This window comes from Stenotrophomonas sp. CASM106 (assembly GCF_049384825.1).
GTDB lineage: Bacteria > Pseudomonadota > Gammaproteobacteria > Xanthomonadales > Xanthomonadaceae > Stenotrophomonas > Stenotrophomonas muris.
On sequence record NZ_JBMRFS010000003.1, the window covers coordinates 551,004 to 569,069 of the forward strand.

Genomic DNA, 18,066 nt, shown 5'->3' on the forward strand with positions numbered 1-18,066 from the left:
GCTATTCGCAACCTTGTCGGCTGTCACATTTTCGTTTCATCGGGGTGACACGACGGCGTTGCCGTGGGCGTACGTCCAGAAGTCGCGGGGCTGCCCCCGCACGTGGCGATGGGCGCGCAGTATGTCGGCGAGCGTGGGAGGGGCATGCTGGGGCATCCTCGCCAGTGCCGGCGCTCCGGTCCGGGAAATGCAAAAGGCCAGGTCATGGACCTGGCCTTTGATGCAGTGGTGCCGGTGAAAGGACTCGAACCTTCATGGGGTCACCCCCGGCTGATTTTGAGTCAGCTGCGTATACCATTCCGCCACACCGGCAGGCAGCATGCGAGTGTAACCGAGGTCGGCAGGAGATGCCTAGTAGGAGAGCCTATCAGGGCGGTTCCTGTCGGCATTGGCCCCTTGGTAGCTATACTCCCGACGTGCAATTGCCTCCAGGAGCGGTAGCTGATGACAGTGTTGCAGGACCTGAGGGTGCTGGTGGTCGAGAACGACGAGATGAGTGCGGCCCTGCTGCAGATGCAGCTGGTGCATGCCGGTGCGACTGTGGTCGGGCTTGCCGCGAGTGTGTCCGAGGCCCTGCGGCTGCTGGAGCAGAGCACTCCTGACGTGGCCCTGCTGGATTACCGGCTGGCCCGCAACGAGACCAGTGAACCAGTGGCTGCAGCGCTTTCGGCGCGTGGCATTCCGTTCGTGCTGGCCACCGGGATGCTGGCCGAGCAGCTGCCTGCGCCGATGCTGGCCGGCCTGTTGCTGGTCAAGCCGTACCTGTCGGCCGATCTGTCGCGGGCGCTGGCGCGTGCGGTGGGACGCTCCAGCGCCAAGGCCTGAGCCGCTCGCCACGCACCGGCAGGGGGAAGCTGCGGGGGCTGAATCCTCACGTCTGCGATGCGCGGCGGCAACCCCTGATCCAGGAGCCCTGCCCACGCGCGGTTTTTCATTCGCGTCCGGCGCTCAGCCCGCTTCCTCGTACACGTAACGGATTTCCTCGCGGTCATCGAGGATGCGGTACTGGCGCGCCAGATCATCCGGTTCGGGGTTGAGCCAGGCGTCCAGGTGTTCCCTGCGGATCGGTACCACGCCGCGGTCATGCCCGGCAGCGGCGACGTCGCTGGGCGGTGTGTCGGTGATCGTGGCAAACGAAAGCAGGCGGCCTTCCGGTCCTTCCCATTCCGCCCAGAGGCAGGCCAGCAGCAGGTCGCGGGGTGGATCGGGGCGGAATTCGAGCACCACGTCCTGCTCCTTTTCGTCGGCACCGAGGCTGCGGCCGGCGATGGCGTGGCGGGGCACGTGCTCGTAGAAAGCCTGCACCACCACCACGCCGTGGCGCAGTCCGAACGCACCCCGCCAGTAACCTTCCAGGCTGTCGCGCCGCGCGTTGTAGGTGCCGGGGTACAGCACGTCGTTGCGCGCCGGCTTGTCCGGCAACCGGCACTGGTAGCGCATCGGCTTGATCACGCGCCGGCCGTTCTCGCTGACCATCACCGGTGCGTAGGTGCCGGGGAAAATGCGGTTGTCGCGCGGCAGCAGCTGCACCCGATGCAGGTCGTCCAGCCGGGCCTGCGCGCGCTCGATGCGGTTGCCGGCCACGCGCAGGTCATTGCGCGCTTTCTGCGTGGGCCGGGTGGCCAGCGTGGCATGGGCAATATCGCGTCGTTCGCGCTGCCGGACCAGTTCAGCCTCCAGCGCCTGCTGCTCCTGCGCATGCCATTGCTGGATCTTCGCCACGATGTCCCGGCCCTGTTCGGTACGCGCACCGGCGAACCCGTCATCCATCGCCTTCGGCGTCTTCGGCCGCTTCTTGCCTGGATCGTGTGCGTACAGTTCGGCGAACTCCTCCAGCGACAGGATGGCGCCGAACTCGCGTACCAGCTTGGCGTAGTCAGCGCGGATCAGGGCGGAATAGCACATGGGACTCTGGGGGCCTGGGTCGCAGCGGCTGCGACGTGGATGCGGCAGGATAGCCCGACCCATCTGGAGATGCCGCATGACTGATTCCATCACCTGCCAGTTCCGCGAAGCCGTGCCCACGGTCGAGGACTACTGCCGATTGCGCGTGCTTGCAGGCCTCAGTGCCAAGGCCCGGGAAGCGGCCGCCCGCGCGCTGCCCAATACGCTGTTCGGCGTATGTGCCTACCAGGGCACTGAGCTGGTGGCGATGGGCCGTATCGTCGGCGATGGCGGCTGCCACCTGCAGGTCTGTGATATCGCGGTGCTGCCGCGGTTGCAGGGGCAGGGCCTGGGCAAGGAAGTGATGCGGCGCCTGGATGGCTGGATGCAGGCCAACCTGCCGCCATCGGCGTACGTCAGCCTGCTGGCCGATGGCGAGGCGCATCGGTTGTACGCACAGTTTGGTTTCGCGCCCACGGCACCGGCATCGATCGGGATGTATCGGCGGTTCTGAGCCGTAATCGGGGTGAAGCCATCCACGCCATGCGTGGATAGGGCCTTCCCAGGAATCACAGGCAAAGAAAAACCCCGACCGGAGTCGGGGTTTTCAAGAATTGGCGTCCCCACGGGGATTCGAACCCCGGTCGCCACCGTGAAAGGGTGATGTCCTAGGCCTCTAGACGATGGGGACGCACGAAAACTTCAAGTTGTAGATCCTTCGACGGCCTAATGTCGAAGTGGTGGAGCCAAGCGGGATCGAACCGCTGACCTCCTGCATGCCATGCAGGCGCTCTCCCAGCTGAGCTATGGCCCCATGAAACTCCGGATGATCTGCCGGGAGCAGAGCCCGTTTTGAAACTGGCGTCCCCACGGGGATTCGAACCCCGGTCGCCACCGTGAAAGGGTGATGTCCTAGGCCTCTAGACGATGGGGACGCACGAAAAACTTCAAGTTGTAGAACCTTCGACGGCCTAATGTCGAAAGTGGTGGAGCCAAGCGGGATCGAACCGCTGACCTCCTGCATGCCATGCAGGCGCTCTCCCAGCTGAGCTATGGCCCCGTGTTACCGAGCCGCCTATCATACCTGCGTGTTCACGTTTGTGGAAGTTTTTTTTGAACTTTTTTCGTTCCGGTTCGACCGTCGCCACGAGGGCAGGGGAACCGCAACGCCACAACCTGAATGCCGGTAGGCGGTGAACAAAAAAGACCCGGTTATCGGCCGGGTCCTCGTTGTTCGTGATGAGTGGCGTCCCCACGGGGATTCGAACCCCGGTCGCCACCGTGAAAGGGTGATGTCCTAGGCCTCTAGACGATGGGGACGCAATTCTCATCAATGTTCTTTAGCGACCTTTCGACGGCCTAATGCCGAAAGATTGGTGGAGCCAAGCGGGATCGAACCGCTGACCTCCTGCATGCCATGCAGGCGCTCTCCCAGCTGAGCTATGGCCCCACGTCGCTGAGGAGCGAAATAATAGCCTTGCCCCCGGGGGTTGGCAAGCATTTGTTGCACTTTTCTTCACGCGCGTTGTTATGCCGCGTCGTCGGTCAGCGCCGCCAGGATCGGGCACTGATCCAGCGTGCCGTGGCCGGGGCAGGCGTCGACCAGCTGAGAAAGCGCGGTGTGCATGCGCTGCAGTTCGGCCATGCGTTGTGCAATGTCCTGCAGTCGGGCCTGCGCCGTGTCGCGCACACTGCCCATGTCCTGTGAGTGGCGGTCACTGAGCGCCAGCAGTTCGGCGATTTCTTCCAGGCTGAAGCCCAGCGTCTTGGCGCGGCGGATGAAGCGCAGCCGGCGCAGGTCCTGCTCACCGAAGATGCGGTAGCCCCCGGCCGAGCGTGCCGCCGTGGGCAGCAACTGCTGGCGTTCGTAGTAGCGCACCGTATCGATCGGCACGCCGGCCTGGCGTGCCAGTTGACCAATGTTCATGGCGGATTCCTGCGGATGCTGCCGCTCATTGTGAAGCCTTGAGTCTGGTCCAGGGTCAAGGTCCCGTCGCTGACGGCGCATTCAGCGCACTTTGCAACTTTCTTCATAGCCCCACCGTCGTGGCAGTTCCTACCCTGCGCCTGAACCGGCCGCTGGACGGCCTGCAACGAACCGAGGAGATGGTCTGTGGAAGGATTCAGGAACGAAGGATTCGTCGAGGTCGCGGTGGTCGAATACCCGGGAGGCGACCCGTCGGCCGCCTCCGTGCTGACCGAGATGGCACATGTCGCCAACCGGCTTGCCCAGCAGCAGCGCCGTCCGTTCAAGCGTGTCCTGGTGACCCGCTGGATCGTGCCGGCCAGCCAGACCGGCGTGCATCGCATTGCCGGCGCGGAGATGCTCGAGGCGGACATCCCCGCCGTGATCGCCGTGCCTGGCCAGATCAGCCAGGGCGTCTGCCTGCGCGCCGATGAGGTGCTGCTGGATTGGCTGCGCGCGCATTACGACGGTGGCAGTCTGCTGGCTGCCGCCAGCGACGGTGTCAGCATGCTGGCACGCGCCGGTCTGCTGGCTGGGCGCACCGTCAGTGGTCCGGACCTCGGGCGCCATCCGGGCCTGCAGGGGCAGTCGGCCAGCTGGGTACCCAGCGAGCGCGCGCTGGTCGATGACGGCGACCTGCTGACGGTGGCCGGTTCCCAGGCCTGGCGCTTCCTCGCCCTGCGCCTGCTGTACCGGCTGCACGGCCAGGGCGTGGCGAGTTCCGTGGCGCAGCAGCTGGGGATCACGGTTCCGGCGGCGATCCAGCAGGATCTCGAGCGTTTCAGTGCCAACTTCGCCCACGGCGATCGCGACGTACTGAAGGCGCAACGCTGGCTGCATACCACCGCTGCGCGCGGCGCCACGCTCGGTGCGATCTGTGAGATTTCCGGGCTGGAGCCGCGAACCCTGCAGCGGCGCTTCCTGAAGGCCACCGGCCTGCGCCCGATCGAGTATTGCCAGCGGTTGCGTATCGCCAAGGCGCAGACGCTGTTGCAGCAGGGGGCGGGCATCGATGAAGTGGCCTGGGGCGTGGGCTATGCCGACCAGAGCGCATTCCGTCGCCTGTTCCTGCGCATTGTTGGAATGACGCCGGCCAACTATCGCCGGCTGGTCAACAACAAGCGGCGCGAGCGGCCGCTGTTGTCATCGGTGGCAGGCAGCCTGCGCGGGCTGCAACCGGCGCCCGGCATGCAGATGCCGCGCAGCGTGGCCTGATGCCTGCAGTAGGCGTCGCGCTTGCAACCTGGGCGCGACGCTTCGACCATGCAGGTAACGGATGATGGGGCAGGTGGGCTGATGTCGAGTGTGGGACCGGTGCCGATGCCGGTGGTGTTGATCCTGATGTGCGTGCTGCTGGCCATGGCGGTAGCACGCCTGTGGCCGCGTCGGAAAGACGGGATGGCAGTGCCTTCCGCGGCCAGCCTGGTTCTGGACATGTTGCTGATCGGCCTGCTGTGCGGACGCATCAGCTTCGTCGCCTTGAACTTCGCGCTTTACCGTGAGGCCCCGTGGAGCATCCTGCAGATCGCCGACGGTGGGTATCACCTTGCAGTCGTGCTGGCTGCGGGCCTGGCGTGGGGCACCTGGCGGCTGCGGCTCTGGCGCGCGTTGCGTGCGCCGGTGCTGGCGGGCGCACTGGTGGGCGTGGTGTCGTGGGTGGTGGGCAGCCACCTGCTGTCAGCCTGGCAGGAGCAGCGGATGCCGCTGCCGGCGGTGCAGGTGGCCGATCTGCAGGGGCGCGTGATCGACCTGCAGCAGTTCCGGGGCAAGCCACTGGTGCTGAATCTCTGGGCCAGCTGGTGTGGGCCCTGCCGGCGCGAGATGCCGGTGCTGGCATCCGCACAGCAGACCCACACCGACGTGCAGTTCGTGTTCCTCAACCAGGGGGAAACCCTGGACGAAGTGAAGGGTTTCATTGCATCCGAACAGCTCCGGCTGGGCAATGTACTGCTGGACGATACCGCCTCGGCGTCAACCGTGCTGGGTGTGCAGGCCTATCCGTCGACGCTGTTCTTCGACGCCGAAGGTCGCCTGCGTGAACTGCACCTTGGCGAACTGACGGCGGCGGGTCTTGAACACAAACTGCGCCGGCTGCGGTAGCCTGCGCGGGCATCTCATTACGGAGTTCCCATGTTGTCGACTTCCCTGCGCATCGCTCCGGCGGTGCTGTTGCTGCCGGTCATGCTGGCATTGGCCGCCTGCAGCCAGGCCCAGACCCCGCCGGGCAAGACGGCGGCAGCGCCGGCCGCCGGCGCTCCGGCCACCGCGGCAAAGGGCGACCGTCCCGCAGTGCTGAAAGGCATCGAGAAGCACGGCTTCGAAGTCGTTGCCGAGTTTGATGCACCGGGTGGCCTGCGTGGCTTCGCCGGCGTGGTGGGGGGGCAGCAGCCCGCCGCCGCGTACGTGACCGCCGACGGCAAGCATGTGCTGGTGGGCAGCCTGTTCGATGCCGAAGGCAACGATGTGGCCGCCGAGGCGGTGGAGAAGCTGGTCGCTGCACCGATGTCGGCCAAGATGTGGACCAAGCTGGAAGCCAGCGCCTGGGTGCGTGACGGCAAGGCCGATGCACCGCGTGTGGTCTATACCTTCAGCGATGCCAACTGCCCGTACTGCCACAAGTTCTGGGAAGCGGCGCGTCCGTGGGTTGACGCCGGCAAGGTGCAGTTGCGCCACATCATGGTTGGCGTGATCCGCGAGGACAGCCCGGCCAAGGCCGCCGCCATCCTCGCCGCGCGTGATCCGAGCGCGGCGCTGCTGGAGAATGAGCACCAGTTCGACCGTGGCGGCATCAAGGCGCTACCGAGCATCAGCCGCGAGATCGCAGGCAAGCTTGATGCCAACCAGGTCCTGATGATCGAGATGGGCTTCCAGGGCACGCCGGGCATCCTGTTCCAGGATGCACAGGGGCAGGTGCAGCGTCGCGCGGGCCTGCCGCAGGGCGCCGACCTGCAGACGGTGCTGGGTCCGCGCTGATCGCCGCCAACGTCGTGATGTAACCGACAGGCCCGCATGGCAGCATGCGGGCCTGTTGCATTTCGGCGCTCCTGCGGCGGGCGGAGAGGGCAGCAGGGCTGCGCAGCAGCTGTTCGTCGTCACATCTGAATCGTGACTGACATCAAGCATCGCGCCTTGATTCCAATCAAGGTCAAAAACGACAGGCGGATTAGCCTGTTGACGCATGGAATACAGCGTCAACGTGCCATGGATGCCGCGCCAGACATGCCTTGAACCAGGGCGGTCGGCACAGCCATTCACGACACTCTCACTCCCCGATTGTTACCCAGACCGCTGCGGTCGCCACCTCTCTGGCAGCGCGGCCTTGATGGGCTCGACACCGGTGCGGGCAGGGCAGTGTCATCGTCCTGTTGCCTGCCGGATGCAGGCTGGCCGGTGTCGTCAACGCAGTATCCGCATTTCCAGCAACGGCGACGCGAGGCCAGGGCACTGTGCGCCTGTATCCGGCCAGCGCGCTGCGAATGTTTGTCCAGGGAGGATGCAATGCGCTTGGCGGTACTGAGTCTGGCCTGTTCGACCGCACTGGCGATCGCGCCAGCGTATGCGCAGCAGCATGGCCAGGAAGATGCGCAGGCGTTGCGGCAGGAAATCGCTGCCATGCGCCAGGCATTGGAAGGCATGCAGCAGCGCCTGGATCGGCTTGAGCAGCGCGAGGGCTCAGCGCCTGCCGCCGTGGCGCAGGCCCCGACCCTGGCAGCAACGGCGGGCGGCAGCGCCAGCATGCTGCACCCGACCCAGGTGCCGGGCGTGGCGCAACCGGTGCTGCCGCAGCGCGAATCGGTGGCCGATCCCTCAACGGCGGCGTCGCGTCCCGACAGTGCAGCCGGTCCGACCGACCCCGATCTGAAAGGCTTCTTCGCCATTCCCGGCACCGATACGGTGATCCGCATCGGCGGCTACGCCAAGCTGGATGCGATTGCCGATTCGCGTGCGGCCGGTGACGAAGATCAGTTCATTCCGTCGTCGATGCCGGTGGGTGGCAGCCATCGCGATGTCTCCAATTTCAACATCCATGCCAAGCAGACCCGCTTCAGCTTCGAGGCGCGGCGCCCGACCACGCACGGCAACCTGCGTTTCTACCTGGAGAACGATTTCTTCGGCAGCAGTGAGGGGTATGAGTTCCGCCTGCGACACGCCTATGGGCAGCTTGGCAACACCTATGCCGGCTATGGCTACTCCAGCTTCATGGACCCGGACAGCCTGCCGGACACACTGGATTTCGCAGGGCCTGGCGGTGCAGGATACCTGCTGGTGGCGGGCATCCACCACAGCTTTGCGATAGGCAAGGGCAACACCCTGACCGTCGCCGCTGAAGACCCGAAGACTGAACTCGCCGGCGCCAGCGATGCTCGCACGGCAGTCAACCGCCTGCCCGATGTGACCGTGACCGCGCGCCTGGAGCGCGACTGGGGCCACCTGCAGTTGGGCGCGGTGGCACGCAGCCTGGCCTACGACGGCGATGGCGAGCGCGACCGGCGCATGGCCGGTGGCCTGCAGCTGAGCGGCTCGGCGTCAGTGGGCGAGCGCGACCTGCTGCTGTTCGGCGTACTCGGCGGGCGCGGCCTCAGTCGCTACACCGCCGATCTGACCGGTTCCGGACTGGACGCGGTGGTCGGTGCCGATGGCCGCCTCGCCGCGTTGGACCTGCACGGCGGTTTCGTCGGCTACACCCATTACTGGTCCGCGCTGTGGCGCTCCAACCTGATCTTTGGCCAGCTGACCCTGGAGCGCAACGCCGCACTCGCCGCTGATGCATTCCGGCAGAGCCGCTACGGCGTGTTCAACCTGATCTGGAGCCCGGCGCCGTCCTGGACGATGGGCATGGAGCTGCTGTACGGCCGGCTGGAACAGCAGGGCGGCGCACGCGGCGACACGGTCCGGGTGCAGGGCAGCCTGCAATACAACTTCATCAAATAGACGCCAGCGGTCGTACGCCAGCGTAACCGTCCCCACGCCCGGTGCTGCCGGGCTCATGCCAGTACCGGAGATCGTCATGGCAGAAGCAAAGAAAATCGGGGTGGTCGGAGCCACCTTCCTCGTCGCCGGCAACATGATGGGCTCAGGCGTGTTCCTGTTGCCGTCCAGCCTGGCCAAGATCGGTACCGCCTCGATCTGGGGCTGGCTGATCACCACCGCCGGTGCGCTGCTGCTGGCCTTCGTGTTCGCCAAGCTGGGCAAGCTCGCACCCAAGGCGGGCGGTCCCTATGCCTACGCGCGCGACTGGTTCGGGCCGTACATGGGCTTCCAGACCAACACCATCTACTGGTTCGCCAACTGGATCGGCAACGTCGCCATTCCGATCGCGGCGGTGGGCTATTTCAGCTATTTCTTCCCGATCCTGTCCGAGCCGCTGGTGCGTTGCATCGCGGTGCTGGTGCTGGTGTGGGCACTGAGCTTTGCCAACGTGATCGGTCCGGCCTTCGTCAGCCGCGTGCAGACGGTCACCACCAGCTTTGCGTTGGTGCCGATCCTGGGCATCGCCATTTTCGGCTGGTTCTTCTTCGATGCCGACATCTTCAAGGGCGCCTACAACGTGTCTGGCGAGTCGAACTTCGGTGCGATCTCGAGCGCTGCGGCACTGACCCTGTGGGCCTTCATCGGCGTCGAGTCTGCATCGGTGACTGCCGGTGTGGTCGAAAATCCGGAGAAGAACGTCGCCCGCGCGACGCTGGCCGGCGTGTTCCTGGCTGCCATCGCCTACATCGCCAGTTCGTCGGTGATCATGGGCATGGTGCCGAACGCGGAACTGCAGGTGTCCGACGCACCGTTCGCGCTGGCGGCGGCCAAGGCGGTCGGTGGCTGGGGCGGCGCGCTGGTCAGCCTGTGCGCCTTCATCGGTGCCGCCGGCTCGCTGGGTGGCTGGATCCTGCTGACCGCGCAGAGTGCCAAGGCAGCGTCGGATGACGGCCTGTTCCCGAGCATCTTCAGCAAGACCAACAAGGACGACGTGCCGGTCAAGGGCGTGCTGATCGTGGCGGTGCTGATGACCCTGGCGGTGCTGGTGACCTCCACCTCGGAAACCGCGTCGGCCCAGTTCGACGTGATCACGTCGGCGGCCGTGGTGCTGACCCTGCTGCCCTACATCTACTCGTGCGTGGCGTGCTACTTCGTGGTCGAGCGTTCGCACACCCTGGTCCACACCGGTGCGTTCTGGACGCTGACCAGCCTGACCGTCGTGTACTGCCTGTGGGCGATCTACGGCTCCTCGGGGACCATCGTGCAGTACGCCTTCCTGTTCGTGCTGTTCATCACCGTGTTCTATCCCTTCTTCAGCGAGGAGCGCCGCCAGCAGCGGCAGCGCGCCCGCGAGGCCTCGGCGATCAGCGCCGGCGCCCGGCAATCCTGAGTTCGACAAGGAGAATCAACGTGTACTTCAAGTCCCTGGACTACCCGGTCATTGTCATCGACAACGACTACGAGTCGCCGCGCATCGGTGGCATCCTGATCCGTGCGCTGGTGGAAGAGCTGCGCAGCAACGACCAGCGCGTGCTGTGCGGGCTGAACCTGGATGACGCCCGGGCCGGTGCCCGCACCTACGTGGCGGCCTCGGCCGTGCTGATCTCCATCGATGGCAGCGAAGAGGTGGATGGCGAGTTCCAGCGCCTGACCGCCTTCCTGCGCGAGCAGAGCGCGCGCCGTGCCAATCTGCCGGTGTTCCTGTACGGCGAGCGCCGCACCATCGAGAAGGTGCCGAGCAAGCTGCTCAAGTACATCCACGGCTTCATCTTCCTGTTCGAAGACACCAAGAGCTTCATCTCGCGGCAGGTGATGCGCGCGGCCGAAGACTACATGAAGAACCTGCTGCCGCCGTTCTTCAAGGCGCTGATCCATCATGCGGCCGAGTCGAACTATTCCTGGCATACGCCGGGCCATGCCGGCGGCGTGGCGTTCACCAAGTCGCCGGTCGGCCGCGCATTCCATCAGTTCTACGGCGAGAACACCCTGCGCAGCGATCTGTCGATCTCGGTGCCGGAGCTGGGCTCGCTGCTCGATCACACCGGCCCGATCAAGGATGCCGAGAACGAGGCGGCACGCAACTTCGGTGCCGACCACACCTTCTTCGTCACCAATGGCACCTCCACCGCCAACAAGATCGTCTGGCATGGCACGGTGGCCCGCGGCGACGTGGTGTTCGTTGACCGCAACTGCCACAAGTCGCTGCTGCACGCGCTGATCATGACGGGTGCGGTGCCGGTGTACTTCACGCCCAGCCGCAATGCGCACGGGATCATCGGCCCGATCAGCCTGGACCAGTTCACGCCGGAGTCGCTGCAGCAGCGCATCGCCGCCAATCCGCTGGCCAGCCAGGCCTACAAGGCCGGCTCCAAGCCGCGCATCGCGGTGGTCACCAACTCGACCTATGACGGCCTGTGCTACAACGCCGAGAAGATCGCCGACGAGATCGGCAGCGCAGTTGATTTCCTGCATTTCGACGAAGCCTGGTACGCCTACGCCGCGTTCCACCCGTTCTACGAGAACCACTACGGCATGGCCAAGGGCAAGCCGCGTGAGCAGGATGCGATCATTTTCACCACGCATTCCACCCACAAGCTGCTGGCTGCGTTCTCGCAGGCGTCGATGATCCACGTCCGCAACTCGGCGCAACGCAACCTTGATGCCGAGCGCTTCAATGAGTCGTTCATGATGCACACCTCGACCAGCCCGCACTACGGCGTGATTGCCGCCTGTGACGTGGCCTCGAAGATGATGGAAGGCGATGCCGGGCGCTCGCTGGTGCAGGAAATGCATGACGAGGCAATTGCCTTCCGCCGCGCGATGCTGCACGTCCGCGATGATCTCGGTCGCGACGACTGGTGGTTCAGCGTGTGGCAGCCAACCCAGGTCGAGCGCAGCCTGGACAAGGGCGATACGCCGGCACCGCTGGTGGCCAAGCGCGAGGAGTGGTACCTGCGGCCGGACGCGCACTGGCACGGCTTCGAGAACCTGGTTGACGACTATGTGTTGATCGATCCGATCAAGGTGACCCTGCTGACCCCGGGCCTGGCAATGGACGGCAGCATGGGCAGGCTGGGCATCCCGGCGGCGGTGCTGAGCAAGTTCCTGTGGGGCCGCGGCATCACCGTGGAAAAGACCAACCTGTACTCGGTGCTGTTCCTGTTCTCGATGGGCATCACCAAGGGCAAGTGGAGCACCCTGGTCACCGAGCTGATGGCGTTCAAGGAACTGTACGACCGCAATGCGCCGCTGAGCCAGGCACTGCCGACGCTGGCCGCCGATTATCCGAATGCCTACGCCGGCTGGGGCCTGCGTGACCTGTGCGACGCGCTGCATGCGTTCAACCAGGAATTTGCCGTGGCCAAGGTGATGCGCGAGATGTACGTGGACCTGCCGACGCCGGTGATGACCCCGGCCGATGCCTACAACCACCTGGTCAAGGGCGAGATCGAGCGGGTCGACATCGAGCAGATCAGTGGCCGCATCGCGGCGACCATGCTGGTGCCGTACCCGCCGGGCATCCCGACCATCATGCCGGGCGAGCGCTTCGGCGACAGCGACGAGCCGATCATCCAGTCGCTGCGCATCGCCCGCGAGCAGAACGCCCGTTTCCCGGGCTTCGAATCGGACGTGCACGGGCTCATCATCGAGCAGGAGGGTGATGCGGTCTCGTACAAGGTGGAGGTGCTGAAGGCCTGACCCGTAACGGTCGGCTCATCGGCGAACGATGGATACCGCGCGCGAGCAACGCATCCTGACGTTCTCGATCGGGGTCACCCTTGCGGTGAGCGCGGTCGGCTTCGGCGGTGGCCTGCTGGTGGGATCGCAGGCCATCCTGTTCGACGGCGTGTACAGCCTGGTCGACGTCGCCCTGACCCTGGTGTCGTTGTCGGTGCTGCGGCTGGTGGCGCGGGAACAAAGCCCGCGCTTCCAGTACGGCTACTGGCATCTGGAGCCGATGGTCGAAGCGCTGGGTGGTGTGATCCTGTCGCTGGCCTGCGTGTATGCGCTGGCCAACGCGGTGATCGGCCTGACCACGGGCGGGCACGAAGTGAAATTCGGGCCCGCGCTGTGGTGGGCGGTGCTGCTGAGTGCCAGCAACCTGGCGATGGCGGCGTTCGTTGCGCAGCGGGCGCGGCATCTGCGCTCGGCGCTGTTATGGCTGGATGTGCGTGGCTGGCTGCTGGGCGGGTTGATGAGCCTGGCAGTGGTGCTGGCCTTCGTGTTGGCGCTGGTCCTGCACGGTGGTGAGTGGCACCATTGGGTGCCGTACCTGGATTCGATCGTGCTGGCATTGATCAGCCTGGCGATGCTGCCGGTGCCGGCGCGCAGCGCGTGGAAGGCCATGCGCGAAGTGCTGCAGGTGGCGCCGGATGTTCTGGACCGGCGCGTGCAGCAGGTGATGCAGGCGTTCGTGGCCGAGCGTGGCTATGCCGGTTTCACCAGCCATGTGGCGAAGATGGGGCGGATGCGCTTCATCGAGATCCATGTATTGGCTGACCCGATCACGCCGCTGGGGTCGGTAGGCGAAGTCGATGCGATGCGCGATGAGATCGCGGTGCGGCTGGATGCGCGGGCCAGTACTTTCTGGTTGACCATCGATTTCACGGCGGATCCGGCGTGGACGTGAGCCGGGAACGGTAGAGCCGAGCCCATGCTCGGCTGCCGCGCTGATCAGCCGAGCGTGGGCTCGGCTCTACACGTGGGCACGATCGTTGCGCATGGCGGACCGGACTGTTGCAGCGGATCGGTTTGACCTCAACTCTGGTTGAGGTCGCAGACTGCCTCGCATTCCCCATGAGGCATGCGGCATGAACCTGCTGACCACCCCGGACCTGGGCCACGGCCTGCTGGAACTGTTCAATCCTGCGGGGCTTTACGATCCCTCGGCCAACGGCTACTCGCACGTGGCGGTGGTGCGCCTTCCCGCCCGGGTGATCCATATCGCCGGGCAGGGCGGTGAGGATGCCGATGGTCATCTCTCCCCCGGCTTCGGGGAACAGGTCGAGCAGGCACTGGACAACCTGCAGATCGCATTGCGTTCGGCGCAGGCCAGCCTGGCCGATGTCGCGCGGTTGCGCATCCTGGTGGTCGACCACGACGAGGACCGGCTGGGCATCATCGCCCGGCAGGTACGGCGGCGTTGGCCGAACGGCGCAGCGCCGACCTGCACCCTGATTCCTGTGCCACGGCTGGCGCTGGACGGCATGCTGTTCGAGATCGAGGCGGAGGCCTACGCCGCCTAGCGCAGGTAGTACTCCACCGGCACCACCAGTTCCTGCGGTGCCTTCATTTCCATGGGAATGGGCGGCAGCGGCTGCGCGCGGCGGAACGTCTGCAGTGCGGCGTCGTCGAGCATCGGTTGGCCGCTGGACTGCTCCAGCCGCAGGGCCTGCAGGCGTCCCTCGCGATCGATGCTGGCCCTGACCCAGGTCGTTCCCTGCTGCCGGCGCGAGCGCGCGACGGCGGGGTAGTAGCGATAACGCTCCAGGCGCGCCATCAGGCGGGCTTCCCACTGGTCGCTGGCGGCGCCGGCCTGGAAGTCCGCCGGTGGTGCGTCGGGAGCGGGCGGCGCGGCCGTGATCGATGCCGGTGCGGGACTGGCATCGGTCACGGCCGCAGGCGGGGCGACCGGCAGGGCTTGCCGGCCAGGGCCACCGAGCTCGCTGGCGGCCACCTCGCCCTCGCGCGCGGCGGTGGGCTTTGGCGGAGGGGGCGACTTCGCCGGTTGCGACGCGCGCGCCTGCTGCGCCTGGCTGGGGGTGTCGGCCAGGCGCTCTTCGACCGGCTGGGGAGGCGTAGCCGGTGCCAGCAGGCGCAGGCTGATGCGCACATCCTGCTCAGGCGGCGGCAGCAACGGTGGCGCGGCCATCCAGTGCACCAACAGCAGCAAGGGCAACAGGTGCAGGCCGATGCTGATGGCAATCGCCTGCCAGTGTTGGCCGCGTTCACTCATCGCCCGGCACCCACAGCAGATCGGCGTCGACCGCATCGACGCCTTCGTCGGGTGACGCAAGCGCGATCACCAGTGCCGGTACCTCCGATGGCAGGTAGCCCGGCACGCCGGTGCCGCGCAGTACATGCCAGCGGCCGGCCACCAGCAGCGCGGGTGCAGGGGCTGCGGTCAGTGCCTGTGCCATGCGGGTGTCGCGGGCCTGTTGCACGGCCAGCATCCCTTCCAGCATCGGTGCGGCGTCTGCGTGCTGGGCCAGCACCACGGCTGACAGGCGTTGCCGGGCGGTGGGCATCGGAAACCGCACCGACGTGTTGGAGGCAAGCAACGCATTGACCTCGGCACGCGACAGGTTGCCGCCGAACAGGGGGATGCCGGCGGCGGTGGCGTCCTGTACCAGCCCGCCATAGGTGGCCCACGGCCAGCGTGTATCCCAGCCCAGCAGCGCCTGCAGGCGCGCACCATCGGCATGGTTGCCCTTGGCCAGCCAGCGCTGCACCCGCTGCAGGCGCGGTTGGCGTTCACTGGCGATCATCTCCATCACCAGCGCGCCTTGTGGACGCTGCCGTTGCAGCGCGTGCAGCAGCCAGCGCTGGGCGGCGTGGTCACCGGCCAGGTCGTGGCGTTCGCCCAGCAGCAGCCGCGGGGCGTTCGCTGCACGCTTCACGAACGCGGCTTCGTCCAGGCGCTGCCCGCTGGCCAGGTCGATCACCGTGCCGGGCATAGGCTGCGCGCTGGCCGTTGCGGCCAGTGCGAGCAGGCACAGCGGCAGCCAGCGGCGGCTAGAACGCCACATTGACGCCCATCGAGACGGTGCGGCCACGGCCGTTGCCGCGGTCCAGGGTCGGGCTGAAGATGCTGTCGATCGAGGCATTGTTGTCATAGGCCTTGTTCTGCAGGTTTTCGATGTTCAGCCACAGCGTGGTGTTGGGCTGGGGCTTGAAGCTGGCGTAGAAGTCGAGCAGTACACCGGTACCGCCGGTCCTGCGGGTCTGGAAGAAGTCGTAGCCTTCTTCGGTGGGCCCGGAGTATTCGGCGCGCAGGCCGGCCTGCACGCGCTGCTGCCACCAGCGGCCGCCGACATCCAACGTCCAGAAGCGGTCGGGCAGGGCGGTGATGTCTTCCAGGTTGACGAATTCGATGGCAGGCGCACTGGTGCGCGAGCGGGTCCAGCTCAGCGTGGCGTGGTAGTGCGCGCTGGCGTAGTGCGCTTCCAGCTCGATACCGCGCATGCGCACCACGCCGGGGTGGTTCATCCAGCGCGTAGTGGTGCTGAAGTCGTCCACGTCCAGCGCATCGGTCCAGGCAGTGAGCTGCTGATCGCTGTCGATCGGTACCACGAAAGGCCCCACCTCCGGCGGGTGCACGATCAGCAGGTACTGCGGCTTGATGTAGTCGCGGATGCGGTTGTCGAAGCGGGTGACGCGCAGCTGCGCCAGGTCACCGTCGGTCAGCAGCGAGGAGGCGCTGAGGTTGGCGCCGAACTGCAGGTTGCGCGAGCGCTCTCGGCGCAGGAACGGGTTGGCACCCACGCCATCGGCATCGCTCATGCCTTCCAGCGGGATCTTCTCGAAGAACATCTCCTGCACGCGCGGCGGGCGGGAAGTACGCGAGGCTTCGGCGAACAGTTGCAGCCAGTCGGTGGCCTGCCACGAGACCGCCAGGCTGGGGCTGAGTGCGCGCTGGGTACGGCGCACGTCGATGCCGCCGCCGTTGATCTCGGCGCACTGGCCGGGCACATCCGAGCACACCGGGACGTGGCCGCGGATGCCATAGCGATCCTGGCGCAGGCCTGCAGTCAGCGCGTAGATGTCGTACTGCAGTTCCAGCGTGCTGAACACGCTGTCCAGCTGGCTGCGGCCCTGCGGGTTGGCGCCGCGCAGGATGGGGGTGTCGGCCACGTAGACGTCCGACTGGTGCTTGATGCCGGTGTTCCAGCGTGCCTGCAGTGCACCGATGTCGAAGCGGCTGGTGTTGTCGAGCGTCCAGCTGCTCAGGCTGCTGTGGGTGCGGCGACCGATGTAGCTGGAATCCTCCACGGGCGGATAGAACAGCCGGGTCTTGTTGCCGGCGAAGGTCGCGCGCAGGTCGATCCACGGCGTGTAGGGCGTGTAGTGGTAGCTGGCGCGCTGGTTGCGTGCGGAAATCTGCCACGGGTAGTTGTGGTAAAAGTCGTTTTCGTAGCGCATGTGGCTCAGGTCCAGCCGATGCTGGTCACTGGGCTGCAGGCGTGCTTTCAACAGCCAGCTGCTGGGCTGCTGGCTGCCCGGATCGGCGGTGTTCTTCTGCCCGCGCGCGGTGGCGTATTCGCCGCTGCGGCTGCTGCTGGCAGCGGCCAGCAGGCCGAACTGGCGGTCGCCGCCATCCTCGCTGTGGCGCCAGGCACCGGCAAAGGTACGGCCATTGCCGTAGCCGTTGTTGCCATGGCGGTAACCCGCGCGCAGGCCCCAGTCACGACCTTCGCCAAGCAGGTCGTCGATGTCCAGCGTGCGGAAATTGGCACTGCCGGCCAGCGTGCCGGCACCATCACCACCGGCGACCGCACCGCGTTGCACGTCCACACCGGCCAGCAGGAATGGGTCGACGTAGGCGAACGGACCACCGGAGCCATGGCCCGCGTTGTTGCGGAAGGTCTGGGTGACACCATCGATCATGGTGTTGACCCGCCCGGCGCCGGTCATGCCGCGGATGTTGACCTGCAGGCCGGGCTGGCTGCGCGAGTGGAAACTGTGGGTGCCGGGCATCGAACGCAGCAGGCTGTTGCCGTCCTGGCGTTCGGCCATCGCCACGCGCTCGCTGCCGACGGCGGGCGCAAAGCCATCGCGGGCCGCCGGGACATACTGGCTGGCGCCTGCACCGGGGGAATGGCCGTGTGCGATATCGCCCTGTACGCGCAGCGGGCCGGTTCGACGGCTGCCATCGGAGGGGGCGGCCGGCGCCGGTTCCAGGGTGGCGCGGCGCGCGTCGATGAAACGGGGGCGCAGCCCGCTACCGGCCAGCAGGCGTGACAGGGCCTGCGCGTCGTCGAACCGTCCGCGTAGTGCCGGCGCCGTCTGGCCGCCTGGCAATGCCGCGCCGATCACCAGATCGACACCGGTCAGCCGGCTGTAGGCATCCAGCGCGCTGGCCAGCGATTGCGCAGGAAGATCGAAGTGACGGGAGGCGGCCTGCGCGTGTGCGCTGGCAGGTAACAACGGAAGCGGACTGGCGCAGGCCAGTGACAGGGCGAGGACAAGGGGACGGTGAAACAGCATCGGGAGCTCCAGGGGCTGACGCGGCGCGTCGTCATCCT

Annotated in this window: 15 protein-coding genes and 7 tRNA genes; 10 read left to right on the forward strand and 12 right to left on the reverse strand. The window is 66.4% G+C overall.

Annotation, left to right across the window (positions count from 1 at the left end):
- Positions 1-226: 226 nt before the first annotated feature.
- Positions 227-312: transfer RNA gene (locus VG556_RS09945), tRNA-Leu, on the reverse strand.
- A 132-nt stretch (positions 313-444) separates the two neighbouring features.
- Here VG556_RS09945 and VG556_RS09950 point away from each other — a divergent pair.
- Positions 445-825 (forward strand): response regulator, encoded by a 381-nt coding sequence (locus VG556_RS09950; protein WP_032957303.1) that lies wholly within the window; start codon positions 445-447, stop codon positions 823-825.
- A 123-nt stretch (positions 826-948) separates the two neighbouring features.
- Here the strand turns inward: VG556_RS09950 and VG556_RS09955 are convergent, their stop codons facing one another.
- Positions 949-1,905 carry an SOS response-associated peptidase family protein gene (locus VG556_RS09955; protein ID WP_049404942.1) on the reverse strand — a complete coding sequence of 319 codons (957 nt, stop codon included), beginning with the start codon at positions 1,903-1,905 and terminating at the stop codon, positions 949-951.
- Positions 1,906-1,981: 76 nt separating this feature from the next.
- Here VG556_RS09955 and VG556_RS09960 point away from each other — a divergent pair, with 76 nt between their 5' ends.
- Complete coding sequence (locus VG556_RS09960; RefSeq protein ID WP_014647532.1) at positions 1,982-2,398, forward strand: GNAT family N-acetyltransferase; 417 nt, start codon at positions 1,982-1,984, stop codon at positions 2,396-2,398.
- Positions 2,399-2,499: 101 nt separating this feature from the next.
- On the opposite strand, the gene VG556_RS09965 is transcribed toward VG556_RS09960, so the two are convergent.
- The 7 genes from VG556_RS09965 to VG556_RS09995 form a co-directional block, all read right to left on the reverse strand.
- Positions 2,500-2,575, reverse strand: a tRNA-Glu gene (locus VG556_RS09965).
- A gap of 47 nt (positions 2,576-2,622) precedes the next feature.
- Positions 2,623-2,698: transfer RNA gene (locus VG556_RS09970), tRNA-Ala, on the reverse strand.
- 45 nt (positions 2,699-2,743) lie between these two features.
- Positions 2,744-2,819 (reverse strand) — tRNA-Glu (locus VG556_RS09975).
- A gap of 49 nt (positions 2,820-2,868) precedes the next feature.
- Positions 2,869-2,944, reverse strand: a tRNA-Ala gene (locus tag VG556_RS09980).
- A gap of 184 nt (positions 2,945-3,128) precedes the next feature.
- A tRNA-Glu gene (locus VG556_RS09985) sits at positions 3,129-3,204 on the reverse strand.
- A 54-nt stretch (positions 3,205-3,258) separates the two neighbouring features.
- A tRNA-Ala gene (locus tag VG556_RS09990) sits at positions 3,259-3,334 on the reverse strand.
- Between the two features lie 78 nt (positions 3,335-3,412).
- Positions 3,413-3,811 carry a heavy metal-responsive transcriptional regulator gene (locus VG556_RS09995; RefSeq protein ID WP_032957298.1) on the reverse strand — a complete coding sequence of 133 codons (399 nt, stop codon included), beginning with the start codon at positions 3,809-3,811 and terminating at the stop codon, positions 3,413-3,415.
- A 186-nt stretch (positions 3,812-3,997) separates the two neighbouring features.
- On the opposite strand from VG556_RS09995, the gene VG556_RS10000 reads away from it, so the two are divergent.
- The 8 genes from VG556_RS10000 (at position 3,998) to VG556_RS10035 (ending at position 14,067) form a co-directional block, all read left to right on the forward strand.
- Positions 3,998-5,065 (forward strand): GlxA family transcriptional regulator, encoded by a 1,068-nt coding sequence (locus VG556_RS10000; RefSeq protein WP_032957296.1) that lies wholly within the window; start codon positions 3,998-4,000, stop codon positions 5,063-5,065.
- Positions 5,066-5,146: 81 nt separating this feature from the next.
- Positions 5,147-5,950 carry a redoxin family protein gene (locus VG556_RS10005; protein WP_032957295.1) on the forward strand — a complete coding sequence of 268 codons (804 nt, stop codon included), beginning with the start codon at positions 5,147-5,149 and terminating at the stop codon, positions 5,948-5,950.
- A 30-nt stretch (positions 5,951-5,980) separates the two neighbouring features.
- Positions 5,981-6,823 (forward strand): thiol:disulfide interchange protein DsbG, encoded by an 843-nt coding sequence (gene dsbG / locus VG556_RS10010; RefSeq protein ID WP_032957294.1) that lies wholly within the window; start codon positions 5,981-5,983, stop codon positions 6,821-6,823.
- Positions 6,824-7,348: 525 nt separating this feature from the next.
- Positions 7,349-8,782: a DcaP family trimeric outer membrane transporter gene (locus VG556_RS10015; protein WP_049406184.1), complete on the forward strand. Its 1,434-nt coding sequence runs from the start codon at positions 7,349-7,351 to the stop codon at positions 8,780-8,782.
- Between the two features lie 76 nt (positions 8,783-8,858).
- Positions 8,859-10,211 carry an arginine/agmatine antiporter gene (gene adiC, locus VG556_RS10020; protein ID WP_049406187.1) on the forward strand — a complete coding sequence of 451 codons (1,353 nt, stop codon included), beginning with the start codon at positions 8,859-8,861 and terminating at the stop codon, positions 10,209-10,211.
- A 20-nt stretch (positions 10,212-10,231) separates the two neighbouring features.
- Positions 10,232-12,520: an Orn/Lys/Arg decarboxylase N-terminal domain-containing protein gene (locus VG556_RS10025; protein WP_049440967.1), complete on the forward strand. Its 2,289-nt coding sequence runs from the start codon at positions 10,232-10,234 to the stop codon at positions 12,518-12,520.
- Positions 12,521-12,548: 28 nt separating this feature from the next.
- Positions 12,549-13,451 carry a cation diffusion facilitator family transporter gene (locus VG556_RS10030; protein ID WP_049406190.1) on the forward strand — a complete coding sequence of 301 codons (903 nt, stop codon included), beginning with the start codon at positions 12,549-12,551 and terminating at the stop codon, positions 13,449-13,451.
- Positions 13,452-13,632: 181 nt separating this feature from the next.
- Positions 13,633-14,067: a RidA family protein gene (locus tag VG556_RS10035; protein ID WP_049406192.1), complete on the forward strand. Its 435-nt coding sequence runs from the start codon at positions 13,633-13,635 to the stop codon at positions 14,065-14,067.
- Here VG556_RS10035 and VG556_RS10040 read toward each other — a convergent pair.
- From VG556_RS10040 to VG556_RS10050, 3 genes are read right to left on the reverse strand one after another with little or no spacing between them, the layout of a single operon-like run.
- The gene (locus tag VG556_RS10040; RefSeq protein ID WP_049406194.1) at positions 14,064-14,777 is read right to left on the reverse strand and encodes an energy transducer TonB family protein; all 714 of its coding nucleotides are present in this window, start codon (positions 14,775-14,777) and stop codon (positions 14,064-14,066) included. The two genes, VG556_RS10035 and VG556_RS10040, sit on opposite strands and share 4 nt — an antisense overlap.
- The gene (locus VG556_RS10045; RefSeq protein ID WP_049406195.1) at positions 14,770-15,570 is read right to left on the reverse strand and encodes a ChaN family lipoprotein; all 801 of its coding nucleotides are present in this window, start codon (positions 15,568-15,570) and stop codon (positions 14,770-14,772) included. Before VG556_RS10045 ends, VG556_RS10040 begins: the two co-directional genes overlap by 8 nt.
- A complete protein-coding gene (locus VG556_RS10050) occupies positions 15,557-18,028 on the reverse strand; it encodes a TonB-dependent receptor (RefSeq protein WP_100450262.1) in 2,472 nt (823 codons plus the stop codon). Before VG556_RS10050 ends, VG556_RS10045 begins: the two co-directional genes overlap by 14 nt.
- Positions 18,029-18,066 lie beyond the last annotated feature (38 nt).